15 protein-coding genes are annotated in these 19,705 nt (G+C 68.4%); 9 read left to right on the top strand and 6 right to left on the bottom strand.

Annotated elements, in window-relative coordinates:
• Positions 1-208: 208 nt before the first annotated feature.
• From ACFQ8E_RS09255 to ACFQ8E_RS09245, 3 genes are read left to right on the top strand one after another with little or no spacing between them, the layout of a single operon-like run.
• Positions 209-1,783, top strand: a complete 1,575-nt coding sequence (locus ACFQ8E_RS09255) for a type I restriction-modification system subunit M (protein WP_430550274.1) — start codon at positions 209-211, stop codon at positions 1,781-1,783.
• Positions 1,780-2,979 carry a restriction endonuclease subunit S gene (locus ACFQ8E_RS09250; protein ID WP_430550273.1) on the top strand — a complete coding sequence of 400 codons (1,200 nt, stop codon included), beginning with the start codon at positions 1,780-1,782 and terminating at the stop codon, positions 2,977-2,979. Before ACFQ8E_RS09255 ends, ACFQ8E_RS09250 begins: the two co-directional genes overlap by 4 nt.
• Positions 2,976-6,071: a type I restriction endonuclease subunit R gene (locus ACFQ8E_RS09245; protein ID WP_430550272.1), complete on the top strand. Its 3,096-nt coding sequence runs from the start codon at positions 2,976-2,978 to the stop codon at positions 6,069-6,071. The genes ACFQ8E_RS09250 and ACFQ8E_RS09245 overlap by 4 nt, the downstream gene beginning before the upstream one ends.
• A 76-nt stretch (positions 6,072-6,147) precedes the next feature.
• Here ACFQ8E_RS09245 and ACFQ8E_RS09240 read toward each other — a convergent pair whose 3' ends face one another.
• Positions 6,148-7,260: a DUF4062 domain-containing protein gene (locus ACFQ8E_RS09240; RefSeq protein WP_430550271.1), complete on the bottom strand. Its 1,113-nt coding sequence runs from the start codon at positions 7,258-7,260 to the stop codon at positions 6,148-6,150.
• 453 nt (positions 7,261-7,713) lie between these two features.
• On the opposite strand from ACFQ8E_RS09240, the gene ACFQ8E_RS09235 reads away from it, so the two are divergent.
• The 4 genes from ACFQ8E_RS09235 to ACFQ8E_RS09220 all read left to right on the top strand — a co-directional run bounded on the left by ACFQ8E_RS09235 (position 7,714) and on the right by ACFQ8E_RS09220 (position 12,604).
• Positions 7,714-9,807: a DUF262 domain-containing protein gene (locus ACFQ8E_RS09235; RefSeq protein WP_430550270.1), complete on the top strand. Its 2,094-nt coding sequence runs from the start codon at positions 7,714-7,716 to the stop codon at positions 9,805-9,807.
• A gap of 99 nt (positions 9,808-9,906) precedes the next feature.
• Positions 9,907-11,037, top strand: coding sequence for a 3-oxoacyl-[acyl-carrier-protein] synthase III C-terminal domain-containing protein (locus ACFQ8E_RS09230; RefSeq protein ID WP_430550269.1), 1,131 nt, complete (start codon positions 9,907-9,909; stop codon positions 11,035-11,037).
• Positions 11,034-11,777 carry an iron-containing redox enzyme family protein gene (locus tag ACFQ8E_RS09225; protein ID WP_430550268.1) on the top strand — a complete coding sequence of 248 codons (744 nt, stop codon included), beginning with the start codon at positions 11,034-11,036 and terminating at the stop codon, positions 11,775-11,777. Before ACFQ8E_RS09230 ends, ACFQ8E_RS09225 begins: the two co-directional genes overlap by 4 nt.
• Positions 11,777-12,604: a DUF6999 family protein gene (locus ACFQ8E_RS09220; RefSeq protein ID WP_430550267.1), complete on the top strand. Its 828-nt coding sequence runs from the start codon at positions 11,777-11,779 to the stop codon at positions 12,602-12,604. The genes ACFQ8E_RS09225 and ACFQ8E_RS09220 overlap by 1 nt, the downstream gene beginning before the upstream one ends.
• 25 nt (positions 12,605-12,629) lie before the next feature.
• Here the strand turns inward: ACFQ8E_RS09220 and ACFQ8E_RS09215 are convergent, their stop codons facing one another.
• Positions 12,630-13,118, bottom strand: coding sequence for a DUF4188 domain-containing protein (locus ACFQ8E_RS09215; RefSeq protein WP_430550266.1), 489 nt, complete (start codon positions 13,116-13,118; stop codon positions 12,630-12,632).
• Positions 13,119-13,203: 85 nt separating this feature from the next.
• Between ACFQ8E_RS09215 and ACFQ8E_RS09210 the strand changes: the two genes are divergently transcribed.
• Together ACFQ8E_RS09210 and ACFQ8E_RS09205 are read left to right on the top strand one after the other, a co-directional pair.
• Positions 13,204-13,854 carry a MerR family transcriptional regulator gene (locus ACFQ8E_RS09210; RefSeq protein ID WP_430550265.1) on the top strand — a complete coding sequence of 217 codons (651 nt, stop codon included), beginning with the start codon at positions 13,204-13,206 and terminating at the stop codon, positions 13,852-13,854.
• Positions 13,855-13,941: 87 nt separating this feature from the next.
• A complete protein-coding gene (locus tag ACFQ8E_RS09205) occupies positions 13,942-14,748 on the top strand; it encodes a hypothetical protein (RefSeq protein WP_430550264.1) in 807 nt (268 codons plus the stop codon).
• Between the two features lie 21 nt (positions 14,749-14,769).
• Here the strand turns inward: ACFQ8E_RS09205 and ACFQ8E_RS09200 are convergent, their stop codons facing one another.
• From ACFQ8E_RS09200 to yicI, 4 genes are all read right to left on the bottom strand, one after another.
• The gene (locus ACFQ8E_RS09200; RefSeq protein WP_430550263.1) at positions 14,770-15,810 is read right to left on the bottom strand and encodes an NAD(P)-dependent alcohol dehydrogenase; all 1,041 of its coding nucleotides are present in this window, start codon (positions 15,808-15,810) and stop codon (positions 14,770-14,772) included.
• A 66-nt stretch (positions 15,811-15,876) separates the two neighbouring features.
• Positions 15,877-16,410 carry a gluconokinase gene (locus tag ACFQ8E_RS09195; protein ID WP_430550262.1) on the bottom strand — a complete coding sequence of 178 codons (534 nt, stop codon included), beginning with the start codon at positions 16,408-16,410 and terminating at the stop codon, positions 15,877-15,879.
• A 1-nt stretch (position 16,411) separates the two neighbouring features.
• On the bottom strand, positions 16,412-17,350 hold the full coding sequence (locus ACFQ8E_RS09190) for an NAD(P)-dependent oxidoreductase (protein ID WP_430550261.1): 939 nt from the start codon (positions 17,348-17,350) through the stop codon (positions 16,412-16,414).
• On the bottom strand, positions 17,347-19,662 hold the full coding sequence (yicI, locus tag ACFQ8E_RS09185) for an alpha-xylosidase (RefSeq protein WP_430550260.1): 2,316 nt from the start codon (positions 19,660-19,662) through the stop codon (positions 17,347-17,349). Before yicI ends, ACFQ8E_RS09190 begins: the two co-directional genes overlap by 4 nt.
• Between the last annotated feature and the right edge of the window lie 43 nt (positions 19,663-19,705).

Here is a 19,705-nt window from a genome sequence, read left to right as displayed (position 1 = left end):
ACCAATCGGGCGTCGATACCGTTAGTCGACCTGTGTCGCAGGCCGCTGATGCCGGTGGTGCGCGTACGTGTGGCCTTGACCGGCGCGCGTCGCGCTATGCCCACTCTCGGCCGGTAGGGTCGGCGACAACCGTGCGCTCGACGCGAGTCGGCGGCAGAGGTGGACGTTTCGACGCGCCGACTGAGGCGTCTGACAGGAGAACGAGAGCATGAACCGTGAGACCCAGAGGGCCGAGCTTCACAAGACCATCTGGAGGATCGCGAACGACCTGCGAGGGTCGGTGGACGGGTGGGATTTCAAGCAGTACGTGCTCGGATTCCTCTTCTACCGATACATCTCCGAAAACCTCGCGGCGTACCTCAACGCGGGCGAGCACGAGGCCGGCAACACGGACTTCGACTACGTCAAGGTCCCGAACGCCGACGTCGCGGACCCGGACCTGGCGCGCGAGATCGTGGCGGAGAAGGGGTTCTTCATCCGTCCCTCGGAGCTGTTCGCCAACGTCCGCGCCCGCGCGTCGCGTGACCCGAACCTGAACGAGACGCTCGAGCGGGTCTTCCGCAACATCGAGGCGTCTGCCGTGGGCACGGAGGCGGAGGACGACCTCAAGGGCCTGTTCGACGACGTGGACGTCAACTCGAACAAGCTCGGCAACACGGTGCTCAAGCGCAACGAGAAGCTCGTCAAGCTGCTGGACGCGATCGGCGACCTAAACCTTGGCAATGGGACGTTCAGTGAGAACAAGATCGACGCGTTCGGCGACGCGTACGAGTACCTGATGCAGATGTACGCATCGGCCGCGGGTAAGTCGGGCGGGGAGTATTACACCCCGCAGGAGGTGTCCGAGCTGCTCGCCCGCATCACTGTGGTGGGCAAGACGAGCGTCAACAAGGTGTACGACCCGGCGTGTGGGTCCGGGTCGCTGCTGCTGAAGTACCGCAAGGTGCTCGGCAAGGACGGCGTACGGCAGGGGTACTTCGGCCAGGAAATCAACCTGACCACGTACAACCTGTGCCGGATCAACATGTTCCTGCACGACGTGAACTTCGAGCAGTTCAACATTGCCCACGGCGACAGCCTGATTGACCCGGCGCACTGGGACGATGAGCCGTTCGAGGCGATCGTGTCCAACCCGCCGTACTCGATCAGGTGGGAGGGCGACGCCAACCCGCTGCTCATCAACGACCCGCGCTACGCGCCGGCCGGAGTGCTCGCTCCGAAGTCGAAGGCGGACCTGGCGTTCACGATGCACATGCTGTCGTGGCTGGCGGTCAACGGGACGGCAGCAATCGTCGAGTTTCCTGGCGTGCTGTACCGCGGCGGCGCCGATCAGAAGATCCGCAAGTACCTGATCGACAACAACTACGTCGACACGGTGATCCAGCTGCCTCCGGACTTGTTCTTCGGCACCACGATCGCGACCTGCATCATCGTGCTGAAGAAGTCGAAGAACGACAATGCCGTGCTGTTCGTCGATGCATCGGCCGAGTTCGTGCGTGGCGGGAACAAGAACAAACTCGACGACGCCCATCAGGCGAAGATCTTGAAGGCGTTCGCGGTTCGCGAGAACGTGGGCTACTTCGCCACGCTGGTGGAAAACGAGGCCATCGCGGAGAACGGCTACAACATCTCCGTGTCCTCGTGGGTCGAGTCCGAGGACACCCGCGAGACTGTCGACATCACCGAGCTCAACGCCCGCATCGCCGCCATAGTCGAGCGCCAGGCCGAGCTGCGGACGCAGATCGATGCGATTGTCGCCGACTTGGAAGGTGTCGACGCATGAGCCGCATCGACGACTTGATCAAGCAGTATGCGCCCGACGGCGTCGAGTACAGGGCGCTCGGTGATGTCGGCACGTTCGTGCGCGGCAACGGCCTTCAGAAGAAGGACTTCGTTGAGGAAGGATTTCCCTGCATCCACTACGGGCAGATCTACACCTACTACGGCACCTCGACGGCGGAAACCAAGTCGTTCGTCTCGCATGAGCTAGCCGCGAAGTTGCGCCGAGCCGCGCCGGGCGATCTTCTCATCGCGACGACGAGCGAGAACATGGAGGACGTCGGTAAAGCCGTCACCTGGCTCGGTGTGGGCGAGGTGGCCTTTGGCGGCCACACCAGTATCTTCACGCACTCCCTCGAGCCCAAGTACGTCGCCTACTTCTTCCAGACCGAGTCGTTCCAGCGGCAGAAGCGGAAGCACGTCAGCGGCACGAAGGTGCTGGAACTGCCGTTCGCCGGCATCGCGAAGATCCGCATACCCGTACCGACTGTCGAGGTTCAGCGGGAGATCGTGAGAATCTTGGATGCCTTCACGGAGCTGGAGGCTGAGCTGGAGGCTGAGCTGGAGGCTGAGCTGGAGGCCCGCAGGCAGCAGTATGCCCACTACCGGGACGCGCTCCTTTACCCTCGCAGTGAGTCGACGGGGTGGACCACACTCGGCGACGTGGCCGCGAATCTCGACTCGCAGCGCAAGCCAATCACGAAGGCGGCGCGCACGGCGGGTGAGATCCCGTACTACGGCGCGTCGGGCGTCGTGGATCACGTGCGCGACTACATCTTCGATGGCGACTACCTCCTGGTATCCGAAGACGGTGCCAATCTGCTCGCCAGAAGCACGCCCATCGCGTTCTCTATCTCGGGGAAGGCGTGGGTCAACAACCACGCGCACGTGCTGAGATTCGACACCTACGCTGCTCGGCGGTTTGCCGAGTTCTATCTCAACTCGATTGATCTGACGCCCTACGTTTCGAGCGGTGCGCAGCCGAAGCTTACGAAGGCGAGCCTCAACCGGATCCGGATCCCGCTTCGAACACATGAGGAGCACGAGCGGATTGTCGCGGTACTCGACAAGTTCGACGCGCTGGTGAATGACCTGTCGTCGGGCTTGCCGGCGGAGGTTGAGGCGCGGCGTGCGCAGTACGCGCACTACCGGGACCGGCTGTTGTCGTTCCCAGAGAAGCTGGAGGGTGCTGCGGCGTGAGCGAGGTGGTGCCTGCGGGCGGTGGGTCGTCGAGGTTCGAGCCGATCGCGCTGTCGTCGGAGTCGACGGTGGTGGCGGAGTTCGAAGCGGACGCGGCGTCGGCGGAGCGGTATCAGTCGGAGGCTGCGCTGGAGGCGGAGCTGGTCCGGCTGCTGCAGGAGCAGGCGTACGAGTACCTGCCGATCACGTCCGAGGCGGACCTGGTTGCCAACCTCCGCGCCCAGCTCGAGGCGCTGAACCGCATCCGGTTCTCCGACGAGGAGTGGGCGCGGTTTTTCTCCACGGTGATCGCGTCGGCGAACGACTCGGTGCGGGAGAAGACGGTCCGCCTCCAGGAGAACCATGTCGAGGCGTTTCGGCGTGACGACGGGTCGACGAAAAACATCGCCCTAATCGACAAGACCCGGATCCACAACAACCTGCTGCAGGTGATCAACCAGTACGAGGTGCCCGGCGCGCCGTCGTCGGGAGAGGGGGCCCCGGCGCAGCGGGCGAACCGGTATGACGTGACGGTCCTGGTCAACGGGCTTCCGCTGGTTCACGTGGAGCTGAAGCGGCGCGGTGTCGATATCCGCGAGGCGTTCAACCAGATCGACCGCTACCAGCGGGACTCGTTCTGGTCGGGGTCGGGGCTGTTCGAGTACGTTCAGCTGTTCGTCATCTCGAACGGGACGCTGACGAAGTACTACTCCAACACGGTGCGCGCGTCGCACCTGGATGAGCAGGGCCGGGCTGCGCGTGCGGGTGGGCGCGGGAGGCGGACGTCGAACTCGTTCGAGTTCACGTCGTGGTGGGCGGACGCGGCGAACCGGCCGATCGCGGACCTGGTGGGGTTCACAAAGACGTTCTTCGCCAAGCACTCGCTGCTGAACGTGCTGACGAAGTACTGCGTGCTCACGGCGGACCGGATGCTACTGGTGATGCGCCCGTACCAGATCGCGGCGACTGAGCAGATCCTCACGCGGATCGAGACGTCGTCGAACCAGAAGCGGTTCGGCACCTTGTCGGCCGGTGGGTACGTGTGGCATACGACCGGGTCCGGCAAGACGCTCACGAGCTTCAAGACGGCCCAGCTCGCCTCCAGGTTGTCCGACGTTGAGAAGGTCCTGTTCGTCGTCGACCGCAAGGACCTGGACTACCAGACCATGCGGGAGTACGACCGGTTCGAAAGGGGCGCCGCGAACTCCAACGCGTCCACGACCGTGCTGAAGCGGCAGCTCGAGGACCCGACCGCTCGGATCATCATCACCACGATCCAGAAGCTGTCGACGTTCATCGCCGCCAACCCGGGCCACGCGATCTACGGCGGGCACGTGGTGATTATCTTCGACGAGTGCCACCGGTCCCAGTTCGGGGATATGCACACCGCGATCACGCGGGCGTTCCGGCGGTATCACCTGTTCGGGTTTACCGGGACGCCGATCTTCGCGGAGAACGCCCGCTCGGGCGGGGCGGCGACGCTGCGCACCACGGAGCAGGCGTTTGGGGACAAGCTGCACACGTACACGATCGTTGACGCGATCAACGACAGGAACGTGCTGCCGTTCCGCATCGACTACGTCAACACGGTGCAGACGCGCGGTGGGTCGTCGGACAAGGAAGTCGCGGGGATCGACACCGATGCCGCGCGCCTTGACCCGAAGCGGATCCGCGGAATCGTGGAGTACACGCTCAATCATTTCGACCAGAAGACCCGACGTAACACCACCTACCGGCTCAAGGACCGGCGGGTGGCGGGGTTCAACGCCCTGTTCGCCACAGAGTCGATCACGGCGGCGAAGATCTTCTACAACATGTTCGGCCGGGTCCAGGAGGAGCGGGGGCTGCCGGACGCGAAGCGGCTCAAGGTCGGGCTGATCTTCTCCTACGCCGCGAACGAGGCGGCCGCCGAAGAGGCGGGCGGCCTGCTTGGGGAGGAGGAGTTCGAGACCCAAGGGCTGGACCAGTCGTCGCGGGACTTCCTGGAGGACGCGATCCAGGACTACAACGAAATGTTCGGCACGTCGTTCGACACGTCGGCGGAGAAGTTCCAGAACTACTACAAGGATCTGTCGCTGCGGATGAAGAACCGCGAGATCGACCTCGTCATCGTGGTCAACATGTTCCTCACCGGATTCGACGCGACCACGATGAACACCCTGTGGGTGGACAAGAATCTGCGCGCCCACGGGCTGATCCAGGCGTACTCGCGCACCAACCGGATCCTCAACTCGGTCAAGACTTACGGCAACATCGTCTCGTTCCGGAACCTGGAGGACGAGACCCAGGACGCGCTGGCGCTGTTCGGCAACAAGGACGCCGCGGGCATCGTGCTGCTCAAGCCGTACACCGATTACTTCGAGGAGTACGCCAGCAAGGTCACCGAGCTGCGTGAGCAGTTCGCGCCGGGCGAGATGCCAGTGGGGGAGCGGGCGAGCAAGGACTTCATCGCCGTGTTCGGGGCGATTCTGCGGCTGCGCAACATCCTGGTGTCGTTCGACGAGTTCGCCGGCGCGGACATCCTGGCCGAGCGAGACCGGCAGGACTACCAGAGCGTCTACCTGGAACTATGGAACCAGCGCCGCGGCGGCCAGCGGGCCGAGCGGGAGACGATCAACGACGACGTCACCTTCGAGATCGAGCTGATCAAGCAGGTCGAGATCGATGTCGACTTCATCCTCATGCTCGTCGAGCAGTACCGGGACGCGCGAGGCAACGGTCAGGACAAGGAGATCAAGGCGAGCATCGACCGCGCCATCGACTCGTCGCCGAGCATGAGGAATAAGAAAGACCTCATCGAGGAGTTCGTAGACCGTCTCTCGCTGGACGATGACGTAGCCGACGAATGGCGCGACTACGTCGCCGCGAAGCGCGACGCCGAACTCGAGCGGATCATCGCCGAGGAGAACCTCAAGCCCGGACCGACCCACCAGTTCATCGACGCCGCGTTCCGCGACGGAGCCGTCCGCACCACCGGCACTGCGATCACCAGAATCCTGCCGCCCGTCTCACGCTTCGCCCGCGGAGCCGGTACGAACCACGGCATCAAGAAGCAGACCGTCATCGACAAGCTCACCGCGTTCTTCGATCGTTTCTTCGATCTGACTTCATAGATGACGCGGCGAACACCGGCCGAGGTCGAAGGCCCGGGTTCTCCGTCTTCCTGGGCGTCCAGGCATCTCGTTCTTGCTAGCGCACCGACTCGAACTCGCGAATCAGCAGTGCGCCCAGGTACGACGCGATTTCTTCCGCGCCACGGTCGAACGCGGCAGTCGAGACGGATTCGTCCATGCTCACCCGAATCGGGCGAGGGCTCACGACCATGCTTGCGGATGTTCTGCTGACACCAGTCTTCTTGCCACGGCTGACGACGCCGAGCGCACCGCTCAGCCCGGTTGCGAGGCCGAACCTCTTCCCGGACAACATGTTGACGGCGCTCGTGAGCCGGAGGTTCGTCGTGAGGGTCTGTTCGAGGTCGTCTTCGTCCAGGATCGAGCCGAGCTGGTCACGGGGCAGCGTCGACCACAGAGAAAGCTGTCCGTTGGCCGCCAGTCGTGCGCCCAGGAACCGCGCGTCCTCCGGGCCAAGCCCAGGCGCGGTCGAGTGGACGTGGACCGTGGCGGCTCGCGCGTGGCCGTGAACGCTTGCTCCCGCAGTGACGGGGACGGCTCCGGCGGCCCGCAGCGCCGTGGCCAGAGAGTTCGGTGCCGACATCATCGTTCTGCCGGCGATGGGGCCACCATCGAGAGGGACGATGTGAAGCTCGACGACGGCGTCGTGTTCCCGGGTGAGCCCCTGGCCGTCGGACCACTCGTCCTTCCATTCGATCGCGAGGGGTTGATCGAGCGGCGCGAAGGTCAACGGAGATGGCGCTGCCTCGTGTGCTCTGATTGCGCGCGCAACTTCGGTGAGTAGTTCGGCGACGTCGGAGAACGTCGCGTAAAAGGATCCAGCGCCGTAATCCCCGACCTGTTGGATGAAGGTCGCCTGGTCGGGCTCGACCCCGACACCCTCCTTGCGGAAGACGAACACGGGCTTGCCGGCTGCCTTAGCGGCCATCCACTCGTCGTGTGTGGGGGACTGGTTGGTCTCCGGGAAGCGATAGCCGTAGTACGGACCGAGGAGCAGGATGTAGACGTCCGCGTCGGCTACACCCTTGAGGCACGCCTCGCGTGACGGCACCGGTTGAGCAGTGAACTGCTCGAAGGCGATCGGCTGGTGCCCGAGAGCATGGATCAGACCTGGCAACGCGTCTCGCTCGGCTTCGAGGCCCCTGCGGACGCTGCTGATGAAGGCGCGCACACCGCAAGGATGCCAGTCCGCACCGACATGGTCGGGTGACCGGGAATTTACCCGCTGCCGAGACGGCGGTGAGGGCGGCCTCCGTATGCTGGTAGGACACATGGACGTACTCGAGCCGGGGCCCTTGCGCAGTGGCACGACTGTTGCACGGCCACTCGTCGCGAGTTCAGAAGCCGCGGAATTTCAACGATCCTGAGCCCTCGGACTATACGATCAACTTCTGTCCAGGGCGACGGCGGAGCAGTTCGTCCGAGCCATGCTGCGGATCGCAACCGTCCATCAGGTGGCCCGGCTGCGCAAGGCTTCGGCAAGCGGAGGAATCGCGGATTAAGGGGGAGTCATGGGCTTGACGTCGCTCGTATGCGCCGTTGAGCTTGAGGGCAGCACCGGTCAACCCGGGCGCCGTGGGTCGGGCCTGGGTAGCGTGACGATCATGTGTGAGGTGGCCGTCTGATGGGCGCAATCTTCAAGCCGACGCCGTGGGAGGTCGACCAGCTGGTCTCGGGCGTGCAGAAGGGGAGCATCAGCCTCCCTGATTTGCAGCGACCGTTCGTCTGGCCGGCTACCAAGGTGCGCGACCTCTTCGACTCGATGTATCGCGGGTACCCTGTCGGCGAGTTGATGTTCTGGGACGTGGCCGCCACGGGAGAGTCGCGGGCGATTTCGGGCCTGGGCCAGGTCGAAGCGGTGCACCAGATCGTCGACGGGCAGCAACGACTGACGAGTCTTTACGCCGCGATGAAGGGTTTGAAGGTCCGCGACGAGTCGTACCGCGAGAAGTCGGTGATGATCTCGTTCAACCCGTTCACGGAGAAATTCGACGTGCGGACGCCGGCCCTTGCTCGCTCGCCGCAATGGATTGAGGACATATCGACGGTGTTCGCGTCTGCGATCGATGCGCGCTACGCGTTTCTCGACCGTCTGCGTGGCTCGCAGGAAGTCTCCCGCGAGGCCGAGCGGGCTGTCGAGACGGCGATCAGCAAGCTCGACGGGCTTCGGAAGTACTCGTTCCAGGTGGTGCACATCCAGAGCGACGTGGCGAAGCGAACGGTCGCCGACATCTTCGTTCGCATCAACTCCGAGGGCGTGAGCCTGAAGGCATACGACTACATCCTGACGTGGCTGAGCGTATTCTGGCCCGACGGACGCGAGGCGATCGAGAACTTCGCTCGGTTCTCTCGCGTCACGCCCGAGCGGGCGTCGGAGATCGCGGGCCACAGGGTCGACTGGACCCCGAAGAACCCGTTCCTCGCCATCGACACCGGCCACGTGGTGCGCGCAACGGTCGCGGTGGGTCAGAACCGTGCGCGGCTCACCGACGCGTACGCCGCCCTGCAGGCCAAGGACCGCACGACGGGCGTCATCGACGCGGAGCGCCAGGAGCGGGAGCTCAACCTCCTCCAGAAGGGCCTGCCGATCGTCACGGACCGCGTGAACTGGACGGAGTTCATACACGCGATCCAGACGGCTGGGTTCCGCTCGCACAAGGGTGTCACATCGAACACCAACCTGGTGTCGAGCTACGTGATCTTCCTGCTCGGGCGAACGCGCTATGGCGTCGGGCTTCCGAAACTTCGGTCGCTCGTCGCGCGGTGGATGTTCATGTCGCAGATGACCTCGCGGTATACGGGCTCTGGGGAGTCCCAGCTGCAGAAAGACCTCGATATTTTCGGTGCCTTGGACAGCGACGACTCGGCAGGCTTCGAGCGCATCGTGAAGCAGACCGTCGCTACGTCGTTGACGTCCGATTTCTGGACCTTCAACGTCCCGCAGTTGCTCGTGACGTCGAGCGTCGCACTGTCGCCGGTGTACCAGTGCTACCTCGCCGCGCTGAACATACTCAACGCCGACATGTTCATGCTTCGGATGCCTGTCCGTGACTGGATGGATCCGACGCTCCCGGTGGTCAAGGGGCTCGAGGGGCACCACCTCTTTCCGCGGGCATACCAGGAGAAGGTCCTGGACATCAACGACACCAAGCGCATCAACCAGGTGGCGAACTTTGCGCCGACAGACTGGGATACGAACATCAGGATCTCCGACAGGCCGCCGGCCGACTACTGGCCCGGGTTGCTCGCCGAACGGGGCGGCGACCCTGAGTGGGTCAAGCGTCAGTTCTACTGGCACGCGCTACCCGAGGGCTGGGAGTCGATGCCGTACGACGATTTCCTCGAGGCGAGGCGGACGCTCATCTCCGACGTCATCCGTGACGCGTTCGGGGTCCTCAGCACGGGAGAGAGCACGGCGCCGACGCCGCCGGTCGACATTCCGGAGGCCGGGTCCGAGGTCCTCACGCTGCAAGAGCTCCTGACGCGAGGCGCGCTCCGACCCGGCGATCTCCTCGATCCCATCGATCCCGACTGGCAGGTCGACGCCGTCGTCAGCGAGGACGGCACGATCGTCATCGACGGTACCCACGTGTTCGACAGCCTCGACGACGCGAGCCGGTTCTTGGGCGTCACGAACGTCAGCGGGTTCGAGTTCTGGGCCCTCGAACGGGACGGCGGGCTCGCGTCCCTCGCCGAGCTTGTAGCGAACCACGACTGACGGAGAGGCCCCAGTTTGTCACCCGGCGGCGTCGAACGAGATCACGTTGGTGTGATCTGACCTGATGACGCGGACGCCCAGGTGTGGCTGAATACCCCCATGCCAGCGACCGCGTACTTGACCGGCCTGGGCCGGTACCTGCCCGGCGAACCGGTAGCCAACGAGGACGTGGCGCGCCGGCTCGGTGGTGTGGACAAGCGCACTGACGGCCTGCGTGCCCGCATCCAGCGGGCCAACGGCATCCGGCAGCGGTACTACGCGTTGGACGACGAGGGCCGCACCACCGAGCTGAACGAGGAGCTTGCGGTGCATGCGATCGAGGATGCGCTCGCCGACCGGGGGATCACCGCCGCGGACCTGGGCATGCTCGCCTGCGCCACGACGCAGGGGGACCTGCTGGTGCCGGGCTTCGCGTCGATGGTGCACGGACGGCTGGGCGGCGGCCCGATGCAGGTGCTGACGGCGAGCGGCGTGTGCGCGTCGAGCATCGCGGCGCTCGACGCGGCGGTGAGCAAGGTGCGGCTCGGCGACCACCCGCGGGCCGCCGTCGTGGGCTCGGAGCTGTCCAGCCGTTGGCTGCACCAGCGGCGTTTTGAGGGCGTCGAGGACCACCTGGACGCGCACTTCCTGCGGTGGATGCTGTCCGACGGCGCGGGCGCGGCGATCGTGGAGTTCCAGCCGCGCCCCGACAAGCCGTCGCTGCGGGTGGACTGGGTCCGGCAGGTCTCGCTCGCGCACGAGCACGAGGTCTGCATGCGTGCCGGCCTCGACGGGCCCACCGCCGTCGCGGGCCGTACGTGGCAGGACTACGACGACGTGGCCACCGCCGAGAAGGCCGGCCTGCTGCAGATCCGGCAGGAGACGGCCGTGCTCGACGAGCTCGCCGCCGCCGGGCTGGCGCAGTTCGAGGAGTTCGTGGACCGCGGCCTGATCGACCTCAAGAAGCTCGACCACGTGCTCTGCCACTACAGCACCAACGCCTTCCGCGACGTCGTCTTCGACGCGCTGAGCGCGCGCGTCCCCGGCATGGACACGAGCCGCTGGTTCTCCAACCTGGAGACGTGCGGCAACACCGGCGCCGCGAGCATCTTCATCGCGCTGGAGGAGGCGTGGCGCACCGGGCGCTTCGCGCCGGGCGACACGATCCTCCTCGCCGTCCCCGAGTCCGGACGGTTCTCGTTCGGCTTCGCCCACCTGACCGTCGTCGCACCGCGAAGGAGCACCAGATGACCAGCACCGGGATCAGCACCGAGGCCAGTACCCAGGTCAGCGCCGAGACCGTCGAGGGCTACCGCCCGCCCCAGCCGGACCGGGCCGCCGGGCTGCTTGCCCGGCTCTCCGACGTCTGGACGGACTTCGAGGCCCGGCTGGCCGACGTGCCGATCCTGCGGGCGCTCGACGCCGGCGACGTGACGGTGGCGGACTACCAGCGCCTGCTGCACAACCTGCGCCAGCAGGTGGTCGACGGGTCGCTGTGGATCGCGCGGGCGGCGTCGAACTTCGACATGGACCACTTCGACCTGCGCTCGGCCGCTATCTCGCACGCGCTGGAGGAGCACCGCGACCACCTGCTCCTGGAGCGCGACTACGTCGCCGTCGGTGGCTCTCTCGAGGCGCTGCGCGCAGGCCGGAAGAACCTCGGGTCGCAGGCGCTGTCCGGCTACATGTTCCACGAGGCGAGCAGGCCGAACCCGGTCGGGTGCCTCGGCGCGATGTTCATCATCGAGGGGCTCGGCGCGCAGAAGGCCGGCGTGTGGGCCCGGCGGTTCCAGGAGGTGCTCGGGCTGGCGGACAACCAGGTGCACTTCATGGCCTACCACCAGGACGCCGACGCCGAGCACACCGGCACCCTCGACGCCATCCTCACGTCCGACCGGATCGACGACGACGCGGCCGACGCCATCGTCACCTGCGCGCGGGTGGTGGCCCGGCTCTACGTCATGCAGCTCACCGAGCTGGACGAGATCTGATGCCCGTGAGGTCCGACCCGAGCATGTGGGAGGCGATCTACGCCGACCCCTCGGTCCCGCTCGACAAGCCGCTGGTGCGGATGATCATCGAGGACCAGCAGCGCCCCTCCCGGCGGCTGCTGTACCCGATCGCGCGGATCGTCTCCCGCGTGCTGGTGGCGGTGCTCTCGGTCGTGAAGCGGGTGTTCCCCGGCAGGTGGATGACCCTCGCGACCATGGACGCGCTGTGCCTGTGGTTCCTGCGCCGGTTCGTGTCGCCGGACGCCGTCGAGCTGCTGATCCGCCACTTCGTGGTGGAGACCAACCTGGTGAACTTCATCATCCGCAACACCCCGGCCGCCATCGAGCCGGTCACGCTGCGCCCGACGACGCTGTCCGGGCTGGGCGACAACGCGGTCGTCGAGCACGACGTCAACGTCTACGACGTGCTCATCGCGCTCGAGGGGATCGACATCACGGCGCCCGAGCGACTCGACTTCGCCCAGCTGGACGTGCCGGACCTCGACCCCGAACGTCGTCGCCCCCGTCTGCTGCGCCTCGACATCCAGACGGCGCTGTGCCTGATGAACATCCCGTTCTGCATCGCGCTGAACCTGGAGGAGTTCCGTCGCGCGATCCACTCGCTGCGGTTCGACGACTCCTTCCTGAGCATCCTCGCCGTGCTGACCGCCGACGAGACGTTCGAGCACTGGAAGATGGGCGCCCTGAGCCTCTGGATGGACACGAACGTGGACGTCCCGCAGCTCGTCTACCGGCACGCGCTGGTGTGCGAGTACGCCCACGCCCACCTGGTCTCGATCGCGCAGCGGAGCGGCGCGGGGGAGTAGGGCCGGGACCGTACCCGCCGGCCGCCTATGCCGACGTGACGGGGCTCTTCAGCCGCTCGCGTGCGGTGCGGCCGCGGCGGGACGCGGGGATGCTGCCCGCGGCTCGGGCGAGGCCGAAGGGTCGGGGAGCGTCGGCGTAGAGGCTCTCGTGGTGCCCGGCGGGGACGGCGTACGACTCGTGCCAGACCTGGACGGCGCCGGGCACGCGGTGCGCACGGCGATAGAAGGCGAGCCAGGCGGGCCGGTGCCGTCGCTCGTCGGCGTTGGCGTAGCGGTAGATGTCGTCGATGCTGCGCCAGTACTGCACGACGGTGACGCCGCGCAGGTCGGCGTCGATCGTAGTGCGCGCGTGGAGCAGCCCGGCGTCGGGGTCGCGACCGAGCTCGGCGAGCATCGGTCCCATCGCGGCGAACGCGGGGAGCCAGGCGTCGGGGCGCCAGGGCTTGACCACTCGCGCGCCGATGAGGAAGACGGCGAGGCCGCCCTCGTGCTGGTGGGTCGTCAGCGTGCTCATGGGAACCGCCACTCGAACGGATAGTGGAACTCTCCAATATTGGATAGTGCTACTCTCCAAAGTCAAGAGGTACGGACGGAGGAGCATGCGCATCTCGGGTCTCGCGGAACGGACCGGTGTCCCGGTCGCGACGCTGAAGTTCTACGTGCGGGAGGGGCTGCTACACGCGGGCACGGCTACCGCCCGCACCCAGGCCGTGTACGACATGTCGCACGTCGAGCGGGTGCGGCTCGTCCGTGCTCTCACCGAGTCCGCCGGCCTGACGCTGGGCGCGGTGCGCGAGGTGCTCGCCGTGCTGGACGACCCGCCGGCCAGCCGGCACGAGCTCCTCGGGGCGGCGCAGCACGTCATGCTCGCGCGGGAGGACGGACGCCCGCAGGACCGCGCCGAGCAGGGTGAGCCGGCCTCCGATGAGCGCGATCACTGGGCGGCCCGCGCGGCCGCGCTGGTCGCGGCCCGGGAGTGGTGCGCCGACGACGACCCGCTCGTCGCGCGTCTGGCGGGCCAGCTCCGGGCCGCGGACGCCGCCGGCATCGACCTGACGGACGCCCACCTCGCGGCCCTCGCCGAGGCGGCGGACACCGTGGCCGCCGCCGATGTCGCCTCCGTGCCCGCGGACCGTGCCGGGGCCGTGCGGCAGGTCGTCGTCGGCACCCTGCTCACCGACCCCGTGCTGCTCACGCTGCGCCGCATGGCGCAGCAGCGCGCGAGCGCCGGCGTCGAGCGGACAGGCTGACGGAGCGTCGCCCCGGCGTCGGACGCACGGCCGCTTTCACCCACGCCCCTGGGCCGGCGACGCCGCCCGCGGTGACAGACTTCGCGGATGTGGCGGCGTCTCCCGGTGGTCCTGGTGCTGGTCACGTCGGCGCTGCTGGCCGGGTGCAGCGTGCTCGAGATGGGGCCGTCCCCGACGACGACGTACACGGACGCGAACGGCCAGACCGTCACGGTGGACTGGAAGGACTACCCGGCCGCCGAGGGGTCGGACGCCGAGGCGATGCTCGACGCCCCGGACCAGGCGGAGCTGGAAGCCCCCGCCAGGCAGCTGGTGAACGACCTCCGCGACGCGGTGGAGGAGGCGGCGGGGACGCCACTGGTGCCGCAGCGTACGGAGGAGTCCTGGTTCGACGACGAGGACTGGTACCCGGTGGAGGGCAACGGGTACGGGGGAGAGCCCCTGCTGACGACGGTGAACTGCTGCCGGCTCAGCAGCGACCGGGTGCCTGACCTGGAGCGGTGGCGAGCGATCGTCGACGCCGCGAGCCGGGTGACGGAGGAGGCCGGGCTGGGGCCGTTGGTGCTCGAGCACGAGTCCGGGGCGATGGCGGACGACCCGGCCTGGCGGAAGGAGCACCACGAGCGGTTCTGCAACGTCGTCGGCGGCGGGTGCTGGTGGTGGTCGGCCGTGGCCGCCGACGGCTACCGGTGGATCAGCCTCGATCTCCAGGACGCGTCCCTCGACCCGACCGGCGACGGCCTCGACGAGGCCGAGGAGCTGGACCTCTCGGCGGCCTCGATCACCCTGGAGTACGGCGCGACGGTGGTGCGCGCGGGCATGAAGCCCGCCTACGAGGAGGCGCTCGCCCCCTTCCGCGGGCTCGAGCAGCCAGAGGCGACCCGGTCGGACTGAAGGGGGCGAGCGCCGATGTCGCTACAGGGTCGCCGTGTCGATGACGAACCGGTAGCGCACGTCGCTGGACAGCACGCGCTCGTAGGCGTCGTTGATCTGGTCGGCGCCGATGAGCTCGGTCTCCGGCGCGATGCCGTGCTCGGCGCAGAAGTCGAGCATCTCCTGGGTCTCGGCGATGGAGCCGATGCTGGAGCCGGCGAACGACCGGCGGTTGTTGAACAGCGAGAACACCTGGATGGGCAGCGGCTCCGGCGGGGCGCCGACGTTGACCATGGTGCCGTCGAGGCGCAGCAGCCGCAGGTACTGGTTGAGGTCGAGCGGCGCGCTGACGGTGTTGACGATGAGGTCGAAGCGGTTGGCGAGCGCCTCGAACGTGGCGGCGTCGTCGGTCGCGTAGTAGTCGGTCGCGCCGAAGGCGAGGCCGTCGTCCTTCTTCGCCAGGGTGCGCGAGAGCACGGTGACCTCGGCGCCCATCGCGGCGGCGATCTTGACGGCCATGTGGCCGAGGCCGCCCATGCCGACGACCGCGACCTGCTTGCCGGGGCCGGCGTTCCAGTGCGCGAGCGGCGAGTAGGTGGTGATGCCGGCGCAGAGCAGGGGCGCCGCAGCGGCGTAGTCGATGGCGGCGGGGACGCGGAGCACGAAGTCCTCGTCGACGACGACGTGCGTCGAGTAGCCGCCCTGGGTGATGGTGCCGTCGCGGTCCACGGCGGCGTACGTGCCGGTGTTGCCCGCGAGGCAGTAGTTCTCCATGCCGGCGAGGCAGTTCTCGCACTCGCGGCACGAGTTCACCATGCAGCCGACGCCGACGCGGTCGCCCACGGCGTGCTTCGTGACGGCGGGGCCGATTTCGACGACCTCGCCGACGATCTCGTGGCCGACGACCTGCGGGTAGGTGATCGGGCCCCAGTCGCCGCGCACGGTGTGGATGTCGGAGTGGCAGATCCCCGCGTAGCGGATGGCGATCAGGACGTCCTTCGGGCCGACGTCGCGACGCTCGATGGTCGTGGGGACCAGCGGCTCGGTCGCGGACGGGGCGGCGTAGGCGTTGACGGTGCGCAAAGAGTTCTCCTCGGTCGATGGTGCGTGCCCACCGTAGATGCCGGCGGCCCGCCCCGGGAGACCCTCTCAGGGCACCCCTGGGCGGCTGAACCAGCCCGCGACGACGTCGACGGCGCGGTCAACGGTCTGGTCGACGTCGACCATCACGCCGGTCTCGTCGGAGCCCAGGGGCTCGAGCGTGGCGAGCTGCGAGTCCAGGAGCGCCGGCGGCATGAAGTGGTCCGCGCGCGCCGCGATGCGCCGCGCGAGCAGGTCGCGGTCGCCGTGCAGGTGGACGAACGCGACGTCGCCGCCCGCGCCGGCCCGCAGGATGTCCCGGTACGACCGGCGCAGGGCCGAGCAGGCCACGACCGCCGGTGCGCCGTCGTCGCCGCCGCGGAGCACCTCCGCGACGCGGGCGAGCCAGGGGCGCCGGTCGTCGTCGGTGAGCGGGGTCCCCGCCGACATCTTCGCGACGTTCGACGGCGGGTGCAGGTCGTCGGCGTCCACGAACTGCAGGCCCAGGCGGGCAGCGAGGAGCCACCCGACCGTCGACTTGCCGCAGCCTGCGACGCCCATGACGACGACGCCGCGCACGTCGCCCGGGACCGCTCCGGCCATGTCAGTACCCGGCGGCGGGGTCGACGACGCCCTCGAGCGTGCCGCCCGCGACGAAGCGGCGGAGGTTCTCCTCGACCCGTGCGCGCAGCAGCGGCGCGACCATCTCGGCGGTGTCCGCCGTGTGCGGGGTGATCAGCGCGGTCGGCAGGTCCCACAGCGGGTGGCCGTCGGGCAGGGGCTCGGGGTCGGTGACGTCCAGCGCCGCGCCGCCGAGCCGGCCGGAGGCCAGGGCGGCGACGAGGGCGTCGGTGTCGACGAGCCCGCCGCGCGCGATGTTCACGAGCACGGCGCCGGGCTTCAAGGCGGCCAGCTCCTCGGCGCCCAGCAGCGCGCGGGTCTGCGTGGTCAGCGCCGCGGCGACCATGACGACGTCCGCCCGGGCGAGCTCCGCGCCCAGGTGCTCCGTGGTGACGGTCCGCTCGGCGCCGGGCACCGGCTCGGCCCGACGGCGGACGACGACGGTGCGCGTGCCGAACGGCGCGAGCAGGTCGAGGTACATCCGGGCGATGCCGCCTGCGCCGAGGACGAGCACGTCGGCCCCGAACAGGGACGTCCCGGCGGACCTGCCCCACGAGCGGGCGCGGGCGCGCTCCGGCAGGTGCCGGAGCAGCGCCAGGGTCAGCGCGAGGGCGTGCTCGGCCACGGGGCGGGCGAAAGATCCTTTCGCGGAGGTCCAGGTGATGCCGGGCGCCTCGAGCAGCCCGCCGTCGGCGTACGCGTCGACCCCGGCCGACGGGAGCTGGACCCAGCGGGTGCCCGGCGCGGACGCCAGCGCCGCCCGCAGGTCGGCGAGGTCGCCGCCGAACCAGAGCAGGCCATCCGTCTCCGGACCGGGCGGGACCAGTCGGGCGCCGGCCGCCGCCACGGCGTCCGGCAGCCAGCCCGGCAGCGGGGCCGGGCGGGCGACGCTCACGCCGGGGCCCGCCGTCGCGCCGCTCATGCCGCGACCCGCGCGGTGCCGTCCGCGGCCTCGGCGCGGGCGCCGCCCACGACCTCGACCGACCAGCCCGCCGCGAGCGCCGACTCGACGACGACCTCGTCGCCGTCGCGCCGGACGGTGAACGCCACGGCCTCGCCGTCGGCGCCGTCGACCTCGACGCGCCGCGACCAGCCGTCGGCGCCGGGGTGCACGAGCAGCGTCAGCCCGTCGAGGTGATCGGCGTCCGGGCGCTCCTCGTGGGCGCTCAGCGGGACGACGCCGCCGGTGCGGACGTAGACCGGCAGCGAGTCGAAGCCGTGGTTCTCCCGCACCCAGCGGCCGCCGGCGACGCGCTCGCCGGTGAGGAGGCCGGCCCACTCGCCGTCGGGCAGGTAGAGGTCGACGTCGCCCTCGGCGTTGAACACCGGCGCCACGAGCAGGTCGGACCCGAGCATGTACTGGCGGTCCAGGTGCGGCACCGCGGGGTCCTCCGGGAACTCCAGCAGCATGGGCCGCATCATCGGCGTGCCCGACCGGTGGGCCTCGTGCCCCGTGGCGACGAGGTAGGGCGCGAGCCGGTTCTTGAACCGCGCGAACGTGCGGGTCACGGCGACGGCGCTCGTCGGGTCGGACTCGTCCTCGCCGAACATCCACGGCACGCGGTAGGACCCGCTGCCGTGCATGCGGCTGTGGCTGGAGAACAGGCCGAACGCCGTCCAGCGCTTGAACACGCCGGCGTCCGGCGTCATCTCGAAGCCGCCGATGTCGTGGCTCCAGTACCCGAACCCGCTGTACGCGAGCGACAGGCCGCCGCGCAGCGACTCGGCCATCGACACGTACGACGCCGTGGAGTCGCCGCCCCAGTGCACCGGGAACTGCTGCCCACCGGCGGTGGCCGACCGGGCGAACAGCACGGCCTCGCCGGTGCCGCGCTCCTCGGCGAGCACCTCGTGCACCGCCTCGTTGTACAGGTGCGTGTAGTAGTTGTGCATCCGCTCCGGGTCGGATCCGTCGAAGTACTCGACGTCCACCGGGATCCGCTCGCCGAAGTCGGTCTTGAACGCGTCGACGCCCTGGCGCACGAGCACGCGCAGCTTGTCCTTGTACCAGGAGGCGGCATCCGGGTTGGTGAAGTCCACCAGGGCCATGCCGCCCTGCCAGCGGTCCCACTGCCAGACCGAGCCGTCCCGACGCCTCACCAGGTAGCCGGCCGCCATGCCCTCGTCGAAGAGGGGCGACTGCTGGGCGATGTACGGGTTGATCCACACGCACACCCGCAGGTCGCGGTCGTGGAGACGGGCCAGCATGCCCTCCGGGTCGGGGAAGGTGCGCTCGTCCCACTCGAAGTCGCACCAGTTGAACTCGCGCATCCAGAAGCAGTCGAAGTGGAACAGGCTCAGCGGGATGTCCCGCTCGGCCATCCCGTCGATGAACGAGTTGACCGTGGCCTCGTCGTAGTCCGTGGTGAAGCTCGTGGACAGCCACAGCCCGTACGTCCAGGCGGGGATCTCGGCGGGGCGGCCTGTGAGCGCGGTGTAGCGCTGGAGGATCGTCTTCGGGTCCGGCCCGTAGACGACGAAGTAGTCGAGGGCCTCGCCGAGCACCGAGAACTGCACCCGCTCGACGGCCTCGGAGCCCACCTCGAACGAGACGTGGCCGGGGTCGTTGACGAACACGCCGTACCCGCCGGTGGTCAGGTAGAACGGCACGTTCTTGTACGCCTGCTCGCTCGACGTGCCGCCGTCGTAGTTCCAGATGTCGACCGTCTGGCCGTTCTTCACCACCGGGCCGAAGCGCTCGCCCAGGCCGTAGACGAGCTCGCCCACGCCCAGGTCGAGCTGGTCGAACACGTAGCTGGTGCGCCCGTCGCGGCGCAGCTCGATCGGGCCGTGGTCGACGGAGGCGTCGGGCGCGACGTCGGCCCACGCGGCCGACTTGCCGCTCGACCCGGTGAGGCGACGCCCGCCGGCGTGGAACGACAGCTCCCAGGACTTCCCGACGGACAGCTGCACGTTGAGGTCGCCGGTGGTGAGCGTGCCCTGGCCGTCGACGACCTTGGCCTCGCCGACGCCGTCGAGCAGGTCCAGCTCGAAGCGGCGGGGCTCCTGGCGACCCTTGTGGTGGACGTGCTGCACCCGCACGACGTTCTCCATCGGCGACGACACCGTGGTCGTGATGACCGGGTTGTTCAGGGTGTCGCCGCGGTGCCGCACGACCTTGGTCGGCGCGACGGAGCGCAGGCTCGCGCCGTCGGCGGCGACCCGGTCCACCTCGCGGGCGTAGTGGATCGCGACGCCGGGGCGGGCGTGCCAGAAACCGTCGGTGAACTTCATGGGGGGAGGGCCTTCCGTGGTGCGGGTGGTGCGGGGCGCCGGC

Origin of the sequence: Isoptericola sp. NPDC056573 (genome assembly GCF_042793335.1) — a bacterium.
GTDB lineage: Bacteria > Actinomycetota > Actinomycetes > Actinomycetales > Cellulomonadaceae > Isoptericola.
Note: the sequence above shows the minus strand (reverse complement) of the source record. Positions and strands in the feature narration are given on the sequence as shown.

What these genes read in the sequence shown, in the direction of transcription:
- ACFQ8E_RS09195 (WP_430550262.1), bottom strand. Translation starts at nt 16,410, where the DNA reads ATGGCCGGAGCGGTCCCGGGCGACGTGCGCGGCGTCGTCGTCATGGGC.
- ACFQ8E_RS09215 (WP_430550266.1), bottom strand. Translation starts at nt 13,118, where the DNA reads ATGAGCACGCTGACGACCCACCAGCACGAGGGCGGCCTCGCCGTCTTC.
- ACFQ8E_RS09230 (WP_430550269.1), top strand. Translation starts at nt 9,907, where the DNA reads ATGCCAGCGACCGCGTACTTGACCGGCCTGGGCCGGTACCTGCCCGGC.
- ACFQ8E_RS09255 (WP_430550274.1), top strand. Translation starts at nt 209, where the DNA reads ATGAACCGTGAGACCCAGAGGGCCGAGCTTCACAAGACCATCTGGAGG.
- ACFQ8E_RS09220 (WP_430550267.1), top strand. Translation starts at nt 11,777, where the DNA reads ATGCCCGTGAGGTCCGACCCGAGCATGTGGGAGGCGATCTACGCCGAC.
- ACFQ8E_RS09205 (WP_430550264.1), top strand. Translation starts at nt 13,942, where the DNA reads ATGTGGCGGCGTCTCCCGGTGGTCCTGGTGCTGGTCACGTCGGCGCTG.
- ACFQ8E_RS09190 (WP_430550261.1), bottom strand. Translation starts at nt 17,350, where the DNA reads ATGAGCGGCGCGACGGCGGGCCCCGGCGTGAGCGTCGCCCGCCCGGCC.
- ACFQ8E_RS09210 (WP_430550265.1), top strand. Translation starts at nt 13,204, where the DNA reads ATGCGCATCTCGGGTCTCGCGGAACGGACCGGTGTCCCGGTCGCGACG.
- ACFQ8E_RS09250 (WP_430550273.1), top strand. Translation starts at nt 1,780, where the DNA reads ATGAGCCGCATCGACGACTTGATCAAGCAGTATGCGCCCGACGGCGTC.
- ACFQ8E_RS09225 (WP_430550268.1), top strand. Translation starts at nt 11,034, where the DNA reads ATGACCAGCACCGGGATCAGCACCGAGGCCAGTACCCAGGTCAGCGCC.
- yicI (WP_430550260.1), bottom strand. Translation starts at nt 19,662, where the DNA reads ATGAAGTTCACCGACGGTTTCTGGCACGCCCGCCCCGGCGTCGCGATC.
- ACFQ8E_RS09235 (WP_430550270.1), top strand. Translation starts at nt 7,714, where the DNA reads ATGGGCGCAATCTTCAAGCCGACGCCGTGGGAGGTCGACCAGCTGGTC.